General features: G+C 63.1%; 7 protein-coding genes and 1 other RNA gene. 5 read left to right on the top strand and 3 right to left on the bottom strand.

Annotated elements, in window-relative coordinates:
• Positions 1–35: 35 nt before the first annotated feature.
• The 5 genes from aroQ (at position 36) to ssrA (ending at position 3,411) form a co-directional block, all read left to right on the top strand.
• Positions 36–488, top strand: coding sequence for a type II 3-dehydroquinate dehydratase (aroQ, locus tag DFS21_RS24810; protein WP_011535870.1), 453 nt, complete (start codon positions 36–38; stop codon positions 486–488).
• Between the two features lie 101 nt (positions 489–589).
• On the top strand, positions 590–1,054 hold the full coding sequence (gene accB / locus DFS21_RS24805; RefSeq protein ID WP_046854115.1) for an acetyl-CoA carboxylase biotin carboxyl carrier protein: 465 nt from the start codon (positions 590–592) through the stop codon (positions 1,052–1,054).
• 17 nt (positions 1,055–1,071) lie between these two features.
• Positions 1,072–2,427: an acetyl-CoA carboxylase biotin carboxylase subunit gene (gene accC, locus DFS21_RS24800; protein WP_102684478.1), complete on the top strand. Its 1,356-nt coding sequence runs from the start codon at positions 1,072–1,074 to the stop codon at positions 2,425–2,427.
• A gap of 195 nt (positions 2,428–2,622) precedes the next feature.
• Entirely contained in the window at positions 2,623–2,916 is a 294-nt protein-coding gene (locus DFS21_RS24795) for a hypothetical protein (protein WP_023631557.1), read from the top strand.
• 105 nt (positions 2,917–3,021) lie between these two features.
• Positions 3,022–3,411, top strand: a transfer-messenger RNA (tmRNA) gene (gene ssrA / locus DFS21_RS24790).
• Between the two features lie 73 nt (positions 3,412–3,484).
• Here the strand turns inward: ssrA and DFS21_RS26695 are convergent.
• The 3 genes from DFS21_RS26695 to DFS21_RS24780 form a co-directional block, all read right to left on the bottom strand.
• Entirely contained in the window at positions 3,485–3,685 is a 201-nt protein-coding gene (locus DFS21_RS26695) for a hypothetical protein (protein ID WP_371926948.1), read from the bottom strand.
• Positions 3,686–3,756: 71 nt separating this feature from the next.
• Positions 3,757–4,029 (bottom strand): hypothetical protein, encoded by a 273-nt coding sequence (locus tag DFS21_RS24785; protein WP_111533334.1) that lies wholly within the window; start codon positions 4,027–4,029, stop codon positions 3,757–3,759.
• Between the two features lies 1 nt (position 4,030).
• Positions 4,031–18,694 carry a filamentous hemagglutinin N-terminal domain-containing protein gene (locus DFS21_RS24780; protein WP_371926943.1) on the bottom strand — a complete coding sequence of 4,888 codons (14,664 nt, stop codon included), beginning with the start codon at positions 18,692–18,694 and terminating at the stop codon, positions 4,031–4,033.
• Between the last annotated feature and the right edge of the window lie 215 nt (positions 18,695–18,909).

Here is an 18,909-nt window from a genome sequence, read left to right as displayed (position 1 = left end):
ATGTCGAATTGCCCTACAAAACCAAGGAATCGCAGATGGCAACCCTACTGGTGCTGCACGGCCCCAACCTGAACCTGCTCGGGACCCGCGAACCGGGGCACTACGGCGCCGCCACCCTGGCCCAGATCAATCAGGACCTGGAGCAGCGCGCCCGCGCCGCCGGCCACCATCTGCAATACCTGCAGAGCAATGCCGAGTACGAATTGATCGACCGCATCCATGCCGCGCGCAACGAAGGCGTGGACTTCATCCTGATCAATCCGGCCGCTTTCACCCACACCAGCGTCGCATTACGTGACGCATTGCTCGCGGTGAGCATCCCATTCATCGAAGTGCACCTTTCCAACGTGCACAAACGCGAGCCGTTCCGTCACCACTCCTACTTTTCGGATGTTGCCGTAGGGGTGATCTGCGGCCTCGGAGCCACCGGTTACCGGTTGGCCCTGGAGTCCGCGCTGGAACACCTGGCTGCCAACGCACAGCCCTGATGACACAAGGCCTTGGCCCTTTCGGGCCGAGGCTCATGAAGAAACGTTTTCGACACGTTTTAAAATACGTCCCCCGACCGAACCTTGGGAGTTGCTGATTAATGGATATCCGTAAAGTCAAAAAGCTGATCGAACTGCTGGAAGAGTCCGGCATCGACGAACTGGAGATCAAGGAAGGCGAAGAGTCCGTTCGCATCAGCCGTCACAGCAAGACCCCAGCCGCCCAGCAGTTCTACGCACCCGCGCCAATGGCCGCCGCGCCTGCCGCCGCCCCGGTTGCCGCCGCTGCCGCCCCGGCCGCTGAAGCCGCTGCCGCCGCACCTGCCCTGAAAGGCACCGTGGTGCGTTCGCCGATGGTCGGCACCTTCTACCGCAAGCCTTCGCCAACTTCGCCGAACTACGCAGAAGTCGGCCAGGCCGTGAAGAAAGGCGACACCCTGTGCATCGTCGAAGCCATGAAGATGATGAACCACATCGAATCCGATATCGGCGGTGTGATCGACGCCATCCTGGTAGAAGACGGCCAGCCGGTTGAGTTCGACCAGCCGCTGTTCACCATCGTTTGATTCGCGGAGAGCCAACGATGTCTGGGAAGCTCGAAAAAGTTCTGATCGCCAACCGCGGGGAAATTGCCCTGCGGATCCTGCGTGCCTGCAAAGAGCTGGGCATCAAGACCGTCGCCGTGCACTCCACGGCCGACCGTGAACTGATGCACCTGGGCCTGGCAGACGAATCGGTCTGCATCGGCCCGGCATCGTCCAAGGAATCCTACCTGCACATCCCGGCGATCATCGCCGCCGCCGAAGTGACAGGTGCCACCGCCATCCACCCGGGCTACGGCTTCCTCGCGGAAAACGCCGATTTCGCCGAGCAGGTGGAAAACTCCGGCTACATCTTCATCGGCCCGAAAGCCGATACCATCCGCCTGATGGGCGACAAGGTGTCGGCCAAGGACGCGATGATCAAGTCGGGCGTGCCGACCGTGCCGGGCTCCGACGGCCCGCTGCCGGAAGACCCGGAAACCGCGCTGGCGATCGCCCGCGAGGTGGGTTACCCGGTGATCATCAAGGCCGCCGGTGGCGGTGGTGGTCGCGGCATGCGCGTGGTGCACAAGGAAGAAGACCTGATCGAATCGGCCAAGCTGACCCGCACCGAAGCCGGTGCCGCGTTCGGCAACCCGATGGTCTACCTGGAGAAGTTCCTGACCAACCCACGCCACGTGGAAGTGCAGGTCCTGTCCGACGGCCAGGGCAACGCCGTGCACCTGGGCGACCGTGACTGCTCGCTGCAGCGCCGTCACCAGAAAGTACTGGAAGAAGCGCCGGCCCCGGGCATCGACGAGAAGGCCCGCCAGGAAGTCTTCAAGCGTTGCGTCGACGCGTGCATCGAGATCGGCTACCGCGGTGCCGGTACCTTCGAGTTCCTGTACGAGAACGGCCGCTTCTACTTCATCGAGATGAACACCCGTGTTCAGGTGGAGCACCCGGTTTCGGAAATGGTCACCGGTATCGACATCGTCAAGGAGATGCTCAGCATCGCCGCTGGCAACAAGCTGTCGTTCCGCCAGGAAGACGTGGTGATTCGCGGCCACTCGCTGGAGTGCCGGATCAACGCCGAAGACCCGAAGAAGTTCATCCCGAGCCCAGGCAAGGTGAAGCACTTCCACGCCCCGGGCGGCAACGGCGTGCGCGTCGATTCGCACCTGTACAGCGGCTACTCGGTTCCGCCGAACTACGATTCGTTGATCGGCAAGCTGATCACCTACGGCAAGGACCGCGACGAAGCCATGGCGCGCATGCGCAATGCCCTGGACGAGATCGTCGTCGACGGCATCAAGACCAACATCCCGCTGCACCGCGACCTGGTGCGTGATGAAGGTTTCTGCAAAGGCGGCGTCAACATCCACTACCTCGAGCACAAACTGGCCAACCAGGAGTGATCGCGTTAGCGTGATGAAAGAGCCCCGGCCCCGTGCCGGGGCTTTTTATTTGCGCGTGCCAAAGCCCCGCAAGCGCAAGGCGTGGGAGCGGGCTTGCCCCGCGATGCAAGGGCGACGAACCCGATTGAACCCCGCCCAAACCCACGCAGTCCACCGATCAGGCCCACCTTCCCGAGGCCTCACGAGGAGACTCCCATGAAAGGTACTGCGCTATCCGCCCTGTTCGCGGCCGCCACCCTGCTGGCCTCGCCTGTATTCGCCGCCGACGACCTGTGCGCAATGAACCTGCAGAAGATCGACGACAGCATGGCCACCGCCGGCGCCACCTCAGAAGGCCTGGACAAGGCCATCACCGAGCACGTGGACCAGGCCAAGGCCGCCCAGGCGAAAGGCGATACCAAGGAATGCATCGCCATCACCAGCAAAGTGCTCGAGCGCCTGGAAAAGACCGAGAAAGGCAGCGGCTCGGCCGGTGGCAGCGGCACCTAGGCCCTGCGCGCACGCGGGCGGCCGAACCTTCTGTCGACGTCGCCCGCGTAAGCGCGTATACTCGCCCTTGCGTGCTGAAAGGCACGTTCAGCTAGAGCTGAGTGTGGGGCCGATTAGGATTCGACGCCGGTAGCGAAACTCTAGGTGCATGCCGAGTTGGTAACAGAACTCGTAAATCCACTGTTGCAACTTTCTATAGTTGCCAATGACGACCAATACGGTGCTGCTCTCGCTGCTTAATTGCAGCTGACATGCACTCCTGGTACCTTCGGGTCCAGCAATCATCAGGGGATGCCTGTAAACCCGAAATGATTGTCATACAGAACAGGATCGTCGTGCAGCACGTTGGGGGCGAAGCGACTAAAACTTACCCAACTCATCCAAAGCACCCTGCCCGTCGGGCGGCTGCGGATTAAATCAGTAGACACGGCTAAGCATGTAGTACCGACAGCGGAGTACTGGCGGACGGGGGTTCAAATCCCCCCGGCTCCACCAAATCCGAAGAAGAAGACGCCCTAGGGCGTCTTTTTTTATGCCTGGGATTCAGTGCCTCAACGGCAGCACGCCATCACCTTTCCCCCTCCTCCTTCATCGCCTCCAGCTTGGCGAACTGCTCGCTGGCCAGCCGGCTGATGATTCGGATCGCCTGATGAATACCCGCTGTGTTGCGGAAGCTCAGTTGCGGGTTGTGCTCGCACTCCAGCGCCTCGTCAAAGGATTTCATCCAATCGTTTCCAGGTTCACGTTTGCATGCGGGCCATGCATAAATCGTGGGGCAGCCTTTCGTGGCGGCAGGCTGCGCGATTGGCTGCGGGAAAATGATGCCCTAGCGCACCCAAGTCATACCCGCTCGATGATTTCCTTCGCCAACCAAGCCACTCCCTGATCCATTGATATGAAACACCCTTCAAACGAACCACTCGTCAGCACCAGCTTATGCCCTTGGTACTCCGTCATGACCAACGTGGAATACGGCCCCTCCTCACGCCCCATCTCGCGAACGTTCAACGCGGCCAACACATGCTCAACAAACGCATCAAAGTCCTCTTCTTCATACTCACTGAAGAAAACAAAATGACTGTACCCATTATCCGACTCTGAAAACCTAGCCATATCAAAGACCTAACCCTTTGTTGACAGTCGCGCGAGATGCCTGTGACTTCTCGATGATCTTAAGCCACAAGGCATCTCCTGTAAGCCCTTCCGACGAGTACTTGTTCACGATCTCCGACCATGTCCTGTTGGGCTCAGTCCTTTCCAAGGACGCCGCCTTCGTCCGGTTTTTCATATAACTCCTCGCGGTGCTCCTCAGGTCGTTACGTATCTCAAATGCCTGTTTTGCTTGAGCCTCTAGAGGCAGGCTTTTGTTGATGCGGCTAGGGATTTCTGCCTCTTTGGACAAGTACCATGCCCTCGCTTCAAGATCTGTCAGGTTCTTGGGCTGGGCAAGGTCAGACCACCACTTGGCATAGGCATCCGAGTCATCTCTCGGTTTGGGCTTACTACCTCCCCGCCCTGCCATGCCCGCGACGACTCCCGCCGCCCCAGACTCCGCCATGAACGTCTGGTACCAGAAGTACTGCGCCTGGCGCTCTTCGTCATAATGGCGGTCCTGAATGATCGCCACCAACGCCCGCTCTTCCTTGGTGAGCGACGGGCCGGCTGCCAACAGGTCCAATGCATCAGAGCCAGCCTTCACTTCGGTGTACTGCTTGCTGCAATTGGCTTCGCCGCTCGCTTTGCACCCCTCGAACCAGGCGCCGGTCTTACTGACCCGGATGCCTTCATACTTGTTGAGCACATCCGTGCGGCAGGCCCCGGGGTTCTCAGCGCCTCGGCACCCCACCAACTCGTCGGCGAACTTGTCCACCTCTTCGTGCTTGAGGTAGTTGTTCACCGTGGCTTGCTGGGCCAACCAGCCGGCCACCTGCTGGTCTTTGTCACTGCCCCCTGCCACCGCCGCGACGGTCATGCCCAGCAACTGCGAGGTCATGGCCAGCAGTTGGTCGTGCGCCATGCCGGGGAACAGTTGCTCACCGTAGGCCTGGATAAGCGCTTTATTGGCCCCGGCCGCCAGCGCCGAGGTCGCGAAGTCGCCTCCGGCCAGCTCGCCGATCAACCCGCCAACAATGGCATGCACGGCAACTCGGGTTGGCAGGCCTGTGCCAACCAGGCTGCTGCCGACCTGGTTGTAGATGGCGCCGGTCAGGGCGTCTGTCGCCAGGCCCAGGGCCGACTCGCCCACGTTATCGATGAACTTGCCGCCACTGACCACGGTCTTGAGCGCCGAACTGACGGCCAGGCGTGCGCCCAATTGGGTAGTGAGCGATGCGTCGGTGAAATACCCCCCCACCCCGCCGCTGATACCCGCCGCCGCGAGGTTTTTGAGGCTGTCGCTGGAGGTGATGTCCTTGAACACCGCCCCCAGGTCGCCGCGGTTGTTGATGGTGCTGATGGTCGCGCTGCTGGCTGCCGAGGTCGCTACGGTGGTCAGCGCCAGGTTGGCCCAGCCTGCCGAGGTCGCTGCCGTGGTCGCGGTGGCTGCAGTACCGGCCGCCATGGCCGAGCCAGAGCCTGCGGTAGCCCCGGCGGCAGAACCGATCGCACCGCTGGCGGCGCCTGCCGTCAATGCCGTGACGATGATCATGATGGCCAGAATTGCACCTTGGCCAAGGCCGGACTGGCTGTACTTGAACGATTCGTGCAGCTCTTCGACCTGGCGCCAGTTAACATCGCCACGTTGTTCGGCGTCTTTGAGCCACGCCAGTTTCGGGTCGGCGGCAACCATCGAATCGATGGCCTGGCTCACGGTTTTCTGGTCAAGCTTGCGGATGTCGATATTCAAGCCATCCACGGCCTTGATCAGTATGTCGCCTTGGGCCACCAATTGGCTCTGGCGCAGGGTTTCATCGGTGTTGCCCTTGCCCTTGGCACTGGTCCAGGCAAGGCTGTTCTTGCTCTTGACGTGGCTTTCCTGGTGCAGGTCCTTGGCGGCCTCGAAGGTGATGCTGCCACCACTGTCGATCGTGAGGTCTGCGCCGCTCTCAAGCTTGGCCATCTGGTAACGCTGGTCGTCCCCGCTGGCCAACGTCAAATCACCTCCCGTGGTGATTGTGCTGCCCACGTTGGTCACCCGGGTCACTTCGTCACGCTTGATGTACTTGCTGCCGAAACTGCCCTTTTTCTTTTTGTCGTACAGCGAGTAGTCGCTGTCTTCGGCGGCCAGCAAGGCCAGCTTGCCGCCAGCTACCAGGTAAGCCTCGTCGCCTGCGCTGACACGGCTGGCGCTCAAGGCCAGGTCTTCGCCAGCGCTAATGGCAATGTCACGGCCTGCGCTGAACTCAGAGCCCACCTGGCGAACGTGGTCTTCCTGGGTCTTGAGTTTTTTCGAGGTATAGGACGCATGCTGCTCATCGGCCGCCGACACCAAGGTCACGTCACCTACCGCCGATATGTCGATATCCCGCTGTGCATCGATCTGGCTCGCCACGGCGGTGAGGTTTCGGCCCGCCTGCGCGGTGAAATCCCTGCCGGCGGTCACGCTTGAGCCGTTCTGCTCAACCGTCTGGGTCTTGGTGCGCCCGTAGGCAGCAGCATCCGTAGCCTCAGCCGAGCCCAGCAGGATATCCCGCCCAGCCTCAAGCGAGGTGTCACGCCCGCTCTTCAGCACACCCCCCTCACTGAGTACGTCACGCCCGGCGTGGATGCTCATGTCGTTGGCAGCCTCGATACGCGCGGCGCTGTCGACGTAGTCGGTGCGCTGGTACAAGCGCGCACTGTCGGTTACGTGGCTGGTCACCGTACGCTCGTTGACGACATCACCGAGCACCGTGGTGAGATTGACGTCACGCCCGGCAATGATGCCACCGGCCTTGTTGATGATGCCGTTGCCCGCCAGCAGGTCGACACGGTTGCCGGCCTGGATCAGCCCGGCGTTGACAATGTCGTTGCCGGCGCTGGCCGAAAGGTTGTTGCTGGCCCGCAGGGTGCCGACGTTGGCGAGGTTCTCACCGGCAATCAGCTTGACGTCGCGCCCAGCCACCAACGCCCCATTAGGCGCCAGCCGGTCATTGGCATGGGCCAGGTACACCACAGGCACCAGCACCTTTTGGCCATCCACCATCACCTCTTCCAACCAGACGATGTCGTGGGTCAGCGCCGCTACCTGCTCGGCAGTCAGGCCCACGCCCACGGCCAGGCCCAGTTGCTGCTTGCTGGCGATGGCGTTGTCCATCAGGTACTTGAACATCGCCTCGTCGCTGTTCTGGCCGGCAATGAAACGCTGGCCGGTCGCGGCCACCACTGCTTGCTGGATCAGGCGTTGTTCGTAGAAACCATCACCCAGGCGCTTGGCGCTTTCGTCCGGGTTGTAGCCCAAGCCCGCCAGCAGGTAGTCGGAACTCATGAACTGCTTGAGGTCGGTCAGCAACGGGTTGGTTTCCACCAGGTACTTGTGTGCCTGGGAAGGCCGTGTACGCTCCGGCAGGCCTTGAACACGTTCGATGAACTGCGTTGCCGTGCCGGTTGGGGTGATGCTGCCCGGGGAGGTGACCTTGGCCGTGCGCTCATCGACACTGGGCACGCCTGAACGCTCATTGGCCGGCACGACCACCGGCGCTTCACCCAACTGCACCGGTGACTCGGGCCGACTGATGCCGATGTGCGTGTCTCGGCCACCGACAGTGCCGGCGCCATTGCCTGTCGCGCTGACCGAGCCGGTGCCATTTTCAGGTGTCAGCGGGGTGCCGACGGTTTCGCTTTGGGTGATCGGGCCCGCGCTGCTGCGGCCCGGTTGCCAAGTGCCGTTGTCGACATTGCCCACGCCAGACACCGTGATAGCACGGCCATTGCCATCCAGGGCACCCGCTTCCCGCGCGGCAACGGCCACCTGGTGAGTGCCGGCTGTGAGCGGCGTGAAAGCGCCGGCCTCAAGGGCCCGTGGGGCGGTGCCGGGTACCGGCTGCTCGCGTTGTGCAAGCTCGATGCTCGCACCGCCAAGCGCCCAGTTACGGGTGCTGCTGTCGCCCTGTGCGGCCGGGCCTGCGCTGGCCGCCTGGTCGCTCAGGCGGAACAGGCCGTTCTGCTGGGTGGGCAGGGTGAAGCCAGGCAGGCTCAAGGGGTTGAGCTGCTGCTGGGCCAGGTTCGCAGGTAGTTGCCGGTTCAGCACGATAACCGGTGCATTGCCGGTTACCCTGGTGTCCAGGGCGCGGGCAGCCCCAGCAGCGCTTGGGCTGTGGGCGCGTTCGACACCATTGGTGATCTTGCTGGCGGCACTGATGGCGACGCTGCCTCCTGCTTCAACCACCGAGGGCAGGTAGTTGGAGCCGGCATTCTCGACGCGTTTGTTAAGGAACGCGTTGGTGCCCTGGATAACGGCCGGCGCGCTGTTTACCCGGCCACTGGCGTAGTTGGCCGGCACAATGAAGTCCCAGGACTTGTAGTTGGTTTTACCGGCGTCTCGGCTGGTGTCCAGGCGCATGCTGGCGAAGTTGAGCCACGAACGGGTTTCACCTTTGCCGATAGGCCGGCTTCCCGAGGTAATGGACGCCATCGACTCGGCACCGCCAGCGTTCCAGAAACGGATACCGCCGTTGTAGCCGGGGTCGTTCTCGGCGTTGTACTTGAAGATGCTTTTCCACAGCCCGCCGCCGGGTGTGCCAACGTCGATGTACTTCAGTTCCGTGTAGCCGTTGAGCGAGGTTCCGGTGTTGGAGAACGTGCCGGTGGTGATGTCGATGTTGCCAGCGGCAGATACCGTGGAGTTGGCGTTGCTGAAGGTATCGCTGGTAACAGAAAGGTGCCTGCCCGCCACCAGGCTGGCCTGTTTCGCGACCTGCCCAAGCGCCTCAAAGGTATAGCTTTGCGCCCACACCAGGTGCGACGAGGGCGAAATCGGCACACTGCCATCCATGTAGCTGGCGCAGCTGTAGCAACGCACACCGATGTAGCCAGACTGCAGCGTCGGCGTCAGGTCGAAGTCCAGCCGCTTGTTGCTGACGGTTGTGGCCGCAATGCTGAAATCGCCAACGCTTTCGAGCGTGCCGGAGATGTTTTCCAGCAGCGTCGCCCGCGCGCCCTGCGCGTCCCTGGCCACGCGGATCGCACCCAGGCTGTAGATATCGCCTTGGTTGTTCGACAGGCTTTGCGCATACAGCGCCATGTCGGCGCCGCTATAGATGAACCCACCTTGGTTCAGCAGGTTCGTGGTGGTGGCGGTCAGGGCCTGGGCACTGCCCAGCGAGCCATAGTTGCTGATGCCACCCGCATTGATGGTGAGGTTGGCGGCAGAGGTCAGGCGTCCGCTGTTGCTGAGCAAGCCGCCCATGTTGAGCGTGGCGTTGTCACCTGCCGCCAGGCTGCCGGAGGCTGCCAGGTTAAGCTGCCCAAGGTTGAGGTTCATCACTCCGAGGCTGCTGGCCCGGCCAGTGGCGTTCAGGCTGCCGGTCAGGGTCAGGTCGAAGCGGCCATCACTGGCGATCAACCCCGCTGTCGACCAGTTGCCGCCGCTGCCGGTAAAGCTTTCGGACGCCAGCAACTGCCCGCTTGCGGTCTGGGTCAGCTCGCCGACATTGACCGTCAGGCGCCCGGCCTGGATCACGCTGCTGTTGCTCCAACTGGCGGCGGTCAGGGTCAGGCCACCGCGGGTGACCAGGTTGCCACCACTGTTGGTGATGTTGGCGGTGGACACATCGAAGGTCCCCACACCGCCATGCAGCACCGAGCCATTGAGGTTGCTCAGGTTTGCCGTGTTCAGGGTGAAGTCGGTGTTGCCGATCTCCAGCCGGCCGTAGCGGTTGTCGAAACCGCCCCGAATCTGCAGGTCACTCTTGCCCGTCGCCCCCAGGGCACGTAGTTGGCCGCTCTGGTTGTTCACCGCTGCCGCCGATACCAGCAACAGGCTGTCGCTTTCGATAATGCCGGAGCGGTTGTCGAGCTCACCACCCAGCGCCAGCTCGACGCGCCCACCGGCCACCTGCCCTGAGCTGTTGTTCAGCCCCTGGCCGTCGAGCCGTACCAGGCCTTTGCCGTACAGGCCGCCGCCGGTGTTGATGAAATCACCACTGCGCACGCGTGCATCGCCCGTTTGCGCGGCAACGCGCCCACCGCTGTTATCGACACTACCGGCAACCAGCAGCAACTGCTGGCCCTGCACCACGCCCCCCTTGCCAGTGGCGAGGTCGCGGGTGTTGTCCAGAAGCCCGCTGACCGTGATGTTCGCCAGCCCACCGGCACTGGCCAGCAGGCCCCCTTGATTGGCGAGGCTGCCCGCACGTTGCACCAGCAGGTTGCCGGCCTGGGCCAACAGCTTGCCGCCACGGTTGTCCAGGCCACCCTGAACATCAAGCACCAGCTCGCTGTGCCCTTGCACTTCCCCTTGCTGGTTCGCAAGCTCGGCGGCCTGCAGGCGAACATCGGCACTTTCGCTGTAGATCAAACCCTGGGCGTTGTTGCGCAGCACCGAACTGACGCTGACCTTGACCTGGTCCCTGGCTGCAAGGGTGCCAAGCTGGCCATTGTCGAGGCTGCCGGCATTGAGCTCCATTGCCGCCCGGCTGACGATCTTGCCGCCGTGGTTACTGACGTGCAGCGCCTGGCGCAGCAGCATGGCATCGGCGCTTACCAGCGTGCCGCCTGCGTTGCTCAAGGTGCCGCGCAGGTCTAGAACCAGGCTGGCGTTGCCGGCGATGCGCCCGCCGCTGTTGTCCAGGTCGTTGCTGTTTACCGTCAGCAACTGCTGGGCATCGATGCTGCCGCCCTGGTTGCCCAGGCTTGCGATGTTCAGTTGCATCGCCTGGCCACTGGAAAGCAGGCCAGCGCTGTTATCCAGGCTCGCGGCAGCGATTTTCAGCTGGCCCTGGCTCACCAGGGCGCCGTCCGCGCTGTTGAGCAATGCGCCAGCCAACTGCACATCCAGCGCGCCGCTGCGGCTGGACAACGTGCCTTGGTTACGGTTGTCGAGGCTGGTGCCCTGCAGGGTCAGGCCCTGCCAGCCCGACAACAAGCCACGCTGGTTGTTGACGCTGGCAGCGTCGAGCAGCAGGCGCTGCACAGCCATCAGTTTGCCGCTGCTGTTGTCCAGTTGGCGGGCGGCAAGCGTCACATCCAGCCCGCCAGAGGCCTCGCCGCCCCCGTTGTCGAACGTGCCCACGCGCTTCAACACCAGCGCCCCGCCAGCGCGGATCAAGCCGGCGCGGTTGTGCAGGTCATGGCCGTTGAGGTCCAGGCTGACCCCTTGCTCGCCGAGGATGCGCCCGTTGTTCACCACCAACGCACCGGTATCCAGGTTCAGGTGACCAACGGCAGACACTTCACCGCCGCTGCTGTCCAGGCTGCTGGCCGTCAGGTCAAGGCGGCCCTGGCTGTTGATCAGGCCTGAGGCGCTGTTGTTCAGGGCCTGTGTAACCAAGGCCATGTCCGCGCTACCCAGCAGGCTGCCACCCTGGTTGTACAGCGCCCCCGAGTTCAGGCGCAGCAGGCCCGCTGCGCTCACCAGGCCTTGCTCGCGGTTGTCGAACAACGCGTTGCTGCTCAGGTGCAGATCGCCTCGGCTGCTGAGCTGGCCCGTGCGGTTGTCCACCGTGCCCGCACCAATATGCAGGTCGGCGGCGCCGATCAGGCCCTTGATGTTGCTCAACGCCTGCGCGATCACCAGGTTCAGGCCCTGGCTTGCGAGCACGCGACCGTTTTCGTTGTCCAGGTTGCGCGCATTCAGGGTGAACGCCTGGGTGCTGGAGACCTCCCCAGAGCGGTTGCTGACCTCGACGAGGTTGTTCAGCTGCAATGGCCCGGCGCTGTGAATCAAGCCGCCCTGGTTGTCCAGGCGGCCGCCATTGAGGTCAAGGCTAAGGGCGGCCTCGCTGAACAGCTTGCCGCCCTGCTGGTCAAGGCCAGTCACGCTGGCCGTCAGGGCTTTGAGGCTGCCGATGCTGCCGCCGTTGCTCAGTTGCCCGGCCGTGAGGTCGAGGGTCTGCGCGCTGTCGAGGCGGCCACCGTGGTTGCTCAAGGCTCCCGTCACCAGGCCAAGCGCACCCTTGGCGCTGATGCTGCCCTGGTCGTTACTCAGGCTGGCGCTGCGCAGCAGCACGCTACCGTCGCTCACCACCTCGCCGCCGCCGTTGTTCAGCGCGGCACTGGTGGTTACAGACAGCCCCGCTGCGCTGCTCAAGGTGCCCTTGCTGTTATCCACACCGGCTGCCGTGATGGCCAGCTTCGACTCGCTGCTCAGGGTGCCCTGGCGGTTGTCCAGCGTGCCACTGAGGGCCAGCACCAGGGGCTGTTGCGCATGAATGGCACCGCCGCTGTTGTCCAGGCTCGCACCGGCCAGGTCCACGCCCTGCCCGCTCAACTGGCCAAGGGTGTTGTTGATCACGCGTTGCACGGCAAGGCTCAGGGTGCCCGCAGCGAATACCACGCCGCCGTCGCTGTTGTTGAGGTGCAGCCCGCTCACGCTGACATCGCTGTTGCTGGTGAGCTCGCCGCCTCGGTTGTCTAGGGCGTCGATATCGAGTTTCAGCGCTTTTGTGGCGCCCAGCAGCCCGCCACGGTTGTCCAGGTTATTGGAGGTCACCGTCATGCGGTCGGTGCCGATCAGTTTGCCGTTCTGGTTGTCGATGGCGGCGGCATCCAGCTCGACCAGCGCCTTGCCTGCCACCTCGCCGTCGCGGTTGTCGAGGCTGGCGCTGGTCACGTTGAGCAGGCCATCGGCAATCAGCGCGCCATGGTGGTTGTGCAAGGCTTGGCTGGCATTCAGCGTCAGGCTGCCCCGGCTGCTGACAAGGCCATCGCGGTTGTCCAGGCGCAGGCTGGTCAGGTCCAGGCTGGCGGCACTGATGCGCCCTTGGCTGTTGTTCAGCAGCTGTTCAATGCGCAGGGTCAAGCCCTGGTTGCTGACCAACTTGCCGCTGCTGTTGTCAAAACTGCGCGCGGCGAGGCTGAAGGCGTTCTGGCTGGAGATCTCGCCGCCCTGGTTGGCAACGGCGTTCAGGTTTTTCAGCATCAACAGCGGGGCGTTTATCAGGCCACCGTTGTTCAGCTCACCCTGATTGAGGTCAAGGGTGAGCTGAGTGTTGCTGAACAGCTCGCCCTGCTTCTGCAGCAGGCCAGTCACGCGGGCATCGAGCGCGCCGTTGCTGGCAATACGGCCACCGTTGTTTAGCTGGCCAGTAGTGAGGCTCATGCCTGCACTGCTGATTACCCGGCCCCCCAGCCAATTGTCGAAATGCCCGGTGTCGAGCTGGGCGTTGCCCTGGCTCTTGATCAGGCCTTGTTCGCTGTTGTCCAGAGTGGCACTGGTGATCGCCAGGCCCTGTGCACTCTCGACCACACCGCCCTGGTTGAGCACACCACGTGTGCCATTGAGTGTCAGCAGGCCAGCACTGGAAATACGCCCCCCCCGGTTATCCAGCTGCTCGCCGCTCAGGCTCAGGGTGCCTTCGCTGCTGAGCGTGCCTTGCCCATTGAGCAGCGCCCCATCGAGCTGCGCTGCCGGCTGCGCAGCAAGGCGAAGTAGTACCGAACGCTGGCCAGCCAACGTGCCTTGGGTGTTGTCCAGGCGCCCGCCCGTCACACTGATGTCCTGTGCGAACACGAGGCCGCGCGCCTGGTTGATAAGGCTTGCCACCGTCATGTCCAGGCGCGTGCCGGCCAGCACCTTGCCGGTGCTGTTGTTCAACTGCCCCGCGCTGAAGCTGACCTGTTGCTGGCTGGAGATTTCGCCACTGCGGTTGTCTGCAGACTTCAGCTCGATCTTCAGGGCCTGTGCACTGCCCACCAGGCCGCCATTGCGGTTGTCCAGCTCATCGCCGCTAAGGGTCAGTTCACCCTGGGCCACCAACTCACCGGATTGCTGTTCGAGCACCCCCACCGTGGCCAGCAGGTCGCCCTGGCTGGCGATGCGTCCTTTGCCATTGGCCACGCTGTCAGCGTGCAGGCGCAGTACACCGCCAGCACTTACCAGGCCCTGCTGGTTGCGCAGTTCCTTGACGCCAAGGTCCAGTGCGGCGGCGCCACTGAGCAAGCCATCACGGTTGTCGAGCTGCGAAAGACGCAGCAGCATCGCCTGGTTGGCGCGCACCACCCCGCCACGGTTGTCCAGCAAAGCGCCGTTCAGGGTCAGGGAGTTCTGCCCCGAAAAGCGCCCCCCACGGTTGTCGAAGGCCTCGGCCAGCAAGGTCATCACGCCCTTGGCAAGCACGCTGCCGCCGTTCTGGTTGTCCAGCAGGCCGCCTGACGTGACGGCCAGGCTGCCGTCGCTGACCAGGCTGCCCTGCTGGCTGTTGTCCAGGCTGGCGGCGGTCAGTTTCAGCTCACGCCCGGCGCCCAGCGTTCCGCCCTGGTTGAACAGCGCAGCGCTCAAGCCCAGGTCAAGGGCGATATCGCTCATGACCTGGCCTTTGCCGTTGCCCAAGCTGGCCGCCCTGACCACACTCGAACCAGCAGCCGATACCTCGCCCGCTTCGTTGAGCAGCGCGCCCACCAGCGTCAGTGCAAGGTCGGCCGAGCTGCTGAACAGGCCGTTGCGGTTATCCAGGCTAAGCGCCTGGGCCGTCAGGCCATGGGCCGCAATCTGGCCGCCAACGTTGAGCAGCCCCTGGCGAATGCTCAGCGCGATGGCCTGACCACTGAGCAGGTTGCCTTCTCTGTTGTCCAGATGCTCGGCAGCCAGGCTGAAGCTCTTCTCGCTGGAGATTTCACCCGACCTGTTGATTACCGCCTCCAGGTTGCGCAGCTCCAATTGCCCAGCGGTATTGATCAGGCCGCCACTGTTGTTCAACAGGCCATGGTTCAGGTCCAAGGTCAGGGCACTGCGGCTGTACAGCTCACCCCCACCTTGCTGGTCGAGGCCACCCAGGGTGGCGGTGAGGGCCTTGTCACTGGCAATCCGGCCAGCAACATTGTTCACCTGCCCGGCATTCAGGTTCAGGCGGTCGGCACTGGTCAGGCGCCCGCCCTGGTTGGTGAAACCACCGGTGGTGAGCTGTACCTTCCCATCGGCGCCAATAAGCCCCTGGCTGTTGTCGAGGCTGAGGCTGGACAGGCTCAGGGCACCGCTAGCGAGAACGCTGCCCCCCAGGTTGCTCACGCCCTGGCCGGCCGTCACCGTCAACGTGCCTGCGCTGCTCAGCTTGCCGCTGTCGTTATTCAAGCTGATCAGGTCGAGGTCAAGGCCGGCATCGCTGCGCAGGGTCCCTGCGCGGTTGTTCAACTGCCCGCTGGCGCCGTTGCCGTCACGCAGCAGCAACACCAGGCCGCTTTTGCCGTATAGGCTGCCCTGGGCACTGTTGTCCAACTGCCCGGCAACCACCGTGACCGAGCGCTGGCCCGAGATAACGCCCTTGGCCTGGTTGTCGAGCCGGGCCAGGGTCAGCTTCAAGTCGCCGTTGGCCAACACACGGCCGCCGCCGGTATTGTTCAGTTGTCCGCCGCTTAGGGTGAGGTCCGAGAGGCTGCTGATTTCACCCTGCCGGTTGTCCAGGCTGGCGGAGGTCAAATGCAGTGCACCTGCAGCGCCCAGCACGCCCCCTTGATTGATCAGTTGCCCGGTATTGGCCAGGGTCAGCGTGCCGTTACTGGCAATGCGGCCCTGACGGTTGTCGAGGCTGGCGCTGGCCACATCCACCGCCTGGCCGGCGAGCAACTGCCCATTGACGTTGCTCGCCTTGCCCGAGACAGCCACCGCCAGGCCCTTGTCGCCCTGAACCAGGCCGCCGTCATTGTTCAGCGTTGCACTTGTCAGCGCGACGCGGTTGCCAAGTACCCGACCTTGCTGGTTGTCGAGTTCACCTTCAATCGCCAGAACCAGGCTGTCGCGTGCCTCCAGGGTGCCTTCACGGTTAACCACCTGCGCACTGTGGCTATCGAGCGCTGCGGCCTTGATCAGCCCCTGGGTGTTGTCCAGGGCACGGGCGATGCGCAAGGTCAATTGCTGGTCTGCCAGCAGCTTGCCGCCGGTGTTATTCAGGCTGGTGGCCTCTACGGTGAACGCCTGCTGGCTGGAAATCTCACCACCCTGGTTTTCAACCCCATTCAGGTTGTGCAGCAGCAGTTGCCCTGGGCTGTTGATCAACCCTCCCCGGTTGTTCAGAAGGCCGTGGTTCAGGTCCAGCAGCAGGCTGTTCTGGCTGTAGAACTGGCCACCCCCAACCTGGTCCAGGCCCGTGACAGCGGCCTGGATGTCACGGGCAAAGACTCGCCCGGCATTGCTGTTGTCCAACTGCCCGGCACGCAGTTGCAAGGTGGCAGCGGCCGTTAACTGCCCATGATGATTGGTCAGGTGTGCGCTGTTTAGCTGCAGGTTGCCACCCGCGCTGAACAGGCCGCTCTGGTTGAGCAGGTTGCCGGCCAGGGTGGCGACCATGTCGGCGCTGCTGGTAAGGCTGCCGAAACGGTTGTCCAGGCTGGCCGCCGTCAGCGTCAGCGCCGGGCCCGCAGCAAGCGTGCCGTGCCCGTTGTCGATGCCGCCGCTGGCCACGACGTCAAGGCTGCCACCACTTGCAAGCTTGCCACTGCGGTTGTCGAGGGTGTCTGCGCGCAGCTCGAAGCTGCGCGAACTGGATATCTCGCCCCCCTGGTTATTCACCGCAGCCAGGTTGAGCAACTGCAATTGGCCAGGCACAGTGACCAGCCCACCCTGGTTGTTCCAGCTGCCGTGGTTCAAATCCAGGCTCAGCCCTGCCTGGCCGTGCAGCCGGCCGGCACTGTTGTCCAGCCTGGCGGCTGCAACCTGCAGGTCGCCCTGGGCACTCAGGTTGCCATCATGGTTGTTCAGCACGCCACTGATGCGAACATCCAACCCTGCCTGGCTCGAAATCATGCCCTGCTCAGCGTTGAACAAGGTGGCGGCCTCGACCCACAGGCCCTGGGCACTCACCAGGCCTGCGCTGTTGCTCAGCGTGCGCGCAATGCTCAAGGTCAGCGCCTGGTCACTCAGCAGCTTGCCTGTGCCATTGTCGAAGTTCGTCGCGGTTACGGTGAAGGCGCGGTTGCTGGAAATCTCACCCTGGCGGTTGTCTACATCGCCGAGATGCTCCAACGCCAGCTGGCCGCTGGCATTGATCACACCGCCTCGGTTGCTCAGTTGGCCATGGCGCAGGTCGAGCCGCAGGCCATCGTCACTGTGCAGGCGCCCAGCGCCCTGTTGGTCCAGTGCGCCAATAGAAGCGTTCAGTTGCTGTTTACTGGTGATCTTCCCGGCATCACGGTTGTCGACCAGCCCGGTGGCGTACAGGTCGAGGGATTGCCCGGCCGCAACCAGGCCAGCAACGTTGTCCAGCGTGGCCACTTGCAAGATCACCTCGCCGAGCCCGGACAACTCGCCATTGCGGTTGACCAGGGTTGCGCTGCGCACGCTCAAGGTGCCGCTGCTGCTGAGCAAGCCCCCCTGCCCGTTGAGCAAGGTCTGGCTGCCGATAGCCATCGCTGCGCCAGAGAGCACACGGCCATGTTGCTGGTTATCTAGGTGCTCGGCGGCGATCCGGGCATCGCGCCCGGCGCTCAAAGTACCGCCCTGGTTCATCAGCTCGGAGGTGCTCACGCTGATGTCGCGCGTAGCGGCCAATGTCCGGCCGTTGTTGTCGACGGCCTGCGCACTCACCTGCAGGTCGCCGTGGCTGTTACGGCTGCTGTCGGCGTTCACCCCCGCTTCGACCACGCCCTGGTTGATCACCCGGCCGGTACTGTCCAGGCGAATACTGCCGCCAGCAGCCAGGCTGTGCTGGTTGCGCAGGTCACTGCGGCTGCTGATCGCCATGTCCTTGCCGGCATGCACTGCGCCTTGAATATCGACGCCCTGTGCTTTGGCAGCCAAGGTGCCGCTTGCAGAGGTTTGGGCCAGGTCCAATTTGCCGCTGGCATCGATCTGTATATCGCCACCGGCAATCATGTCCCCTGCCAGCCTGACCCCTACACCTGCCTCGGTAGCAACCAGGCTGATCGTGTTTGCATACATGCCGCCCAATGCCGAAGAGTCGATTGCAAGCGCGGGTGCCTGGCTGGCATCGCTGGCCCGTGCGGTAGCGGCAAGGGTTCGCGCATCGACATCGTTGCGGCCCGCCACGATATCCAGCTTCTTCGCCTGGATCTGCGCATTGATCTGCGTCGCCCGGGTAATGATCTCGAACTGGTCGACATTGCTTGCATTGAGCCCGGCTCCCTGAATGGACACCGCGCCCTGGTCCACCTGGTAGTGCCCAAGCTGGCCATTCTCGATCACCGCCTTGCCGGTGCTCAGCGTGACCCTGGGCGTGTTGATGAAGCCGCAACCATCGCAACTGATCCCATGGGGGTTGGCGACGATGACGTGCGCAGACTTGCCCGCTACCTCGGTGTAACCACGCAGTTGGCTGGCGTTGGCGCCGTTGACTTCGTTGAGGATGACATCGGCGGCACGGCCATTGAGGTTCGGGTTGCCGACAATGATCCCGCCGAGCTGGGTGCTCTGGGTGCGCGCAGTGGCGTTGTTGAGAATCAGCCCTTGAGCCGTAACGTTGTAGTCTGAAAATTGGTTATGCGAGAGGCCACCGGCATTCGGTGCGGCGATATTGACGATCGGCACGCCATTACCCGCCTGCGCAAGCCCAGTGCCTGCCCCGCTGACCGCAATACCTTCAGCCTGTGCCCATAGCGGCTGCCAGAACATGACATTGGCCAACAGCAGCGCCAGTGCGCGCTTGGGAATACCGCAGAAAGTGTCGTGCGCCCGCACAGGGGCCGATGAACGTTGCGTGCCGATTTTGCGCAAAGCAAGGCACAACCTCGCTGCGAGGCCATGTAATTGCATGAGCCACTTCCCTGTGCATGTCATTTTGCCATTATTGTGTTGGCAATCGTATGAGAGCTGGGAAACTGACGTCAAGAAAATTACGGTCTTGCGGTGAGAGCGGGTGCAGGCTTTCCAAAAGCACAAAGACAAAACCCCTACCTGCTCGCGCAGATAGGGGTTTTGCGAAATGAATCTTGACGATGACCTACTCTCACATGGGGAAACCCCACACT

It is taken from the genome of Pseudomonas sp. 2848, assembly GCF_003253945.1.
Taxonomy (GTDB): Bacteria; Pseudomonadota; Gammaproteobacteria; order Pseudomonadales; family Pseudomonadaceae; genus Aquipseudomonas.
This window is presented reverse-complemented; position numbering and strand designations above follow the sequence as displayed.

Coding starts and splice junctions, on each gene's coding strand:
- aroQ (WP_011535870.1), top strand. CDS start 36: ATGGCAACCCTACTGGTGCTGCACGGCCCCAACCTGAACCTGCTCGGG.
- accB (WP_046854115.1), top strand. CDS start 590: ATGGATATCCGTAAAGTCAAAAAGCTGATCGAACTGCTGGAAGAGTCC.
- accC (WP_102684478.1), top strand. CDS start 1,072: ATGTCTGGGAAGCTCGAAAAAGTTCTGATCGCCAACCGCGGGGAAATT.
- DFS21_RS24795 (WP_023631557.1), top strand. CDS start 2,623: ATGAAAGGTACTGCGCTATCCGCCCTGTTCGCGGCCGCCACCCTGCTG.
- DFS21_RS24785 (WP_111533334.1), bottom strand. CDS start 4,029: ATGGCTAGGTTTTCAGAGTCGGATAATGGGTACAGTCATTTTGTTTTC.
- DFS21_RS24780 (WP_371926943.1), bottom strand. CDS start 18,694: ATGCAATTACATGGCCTCGCAGCGAGGTTGTGCCTTGCTTTGCGCAAA.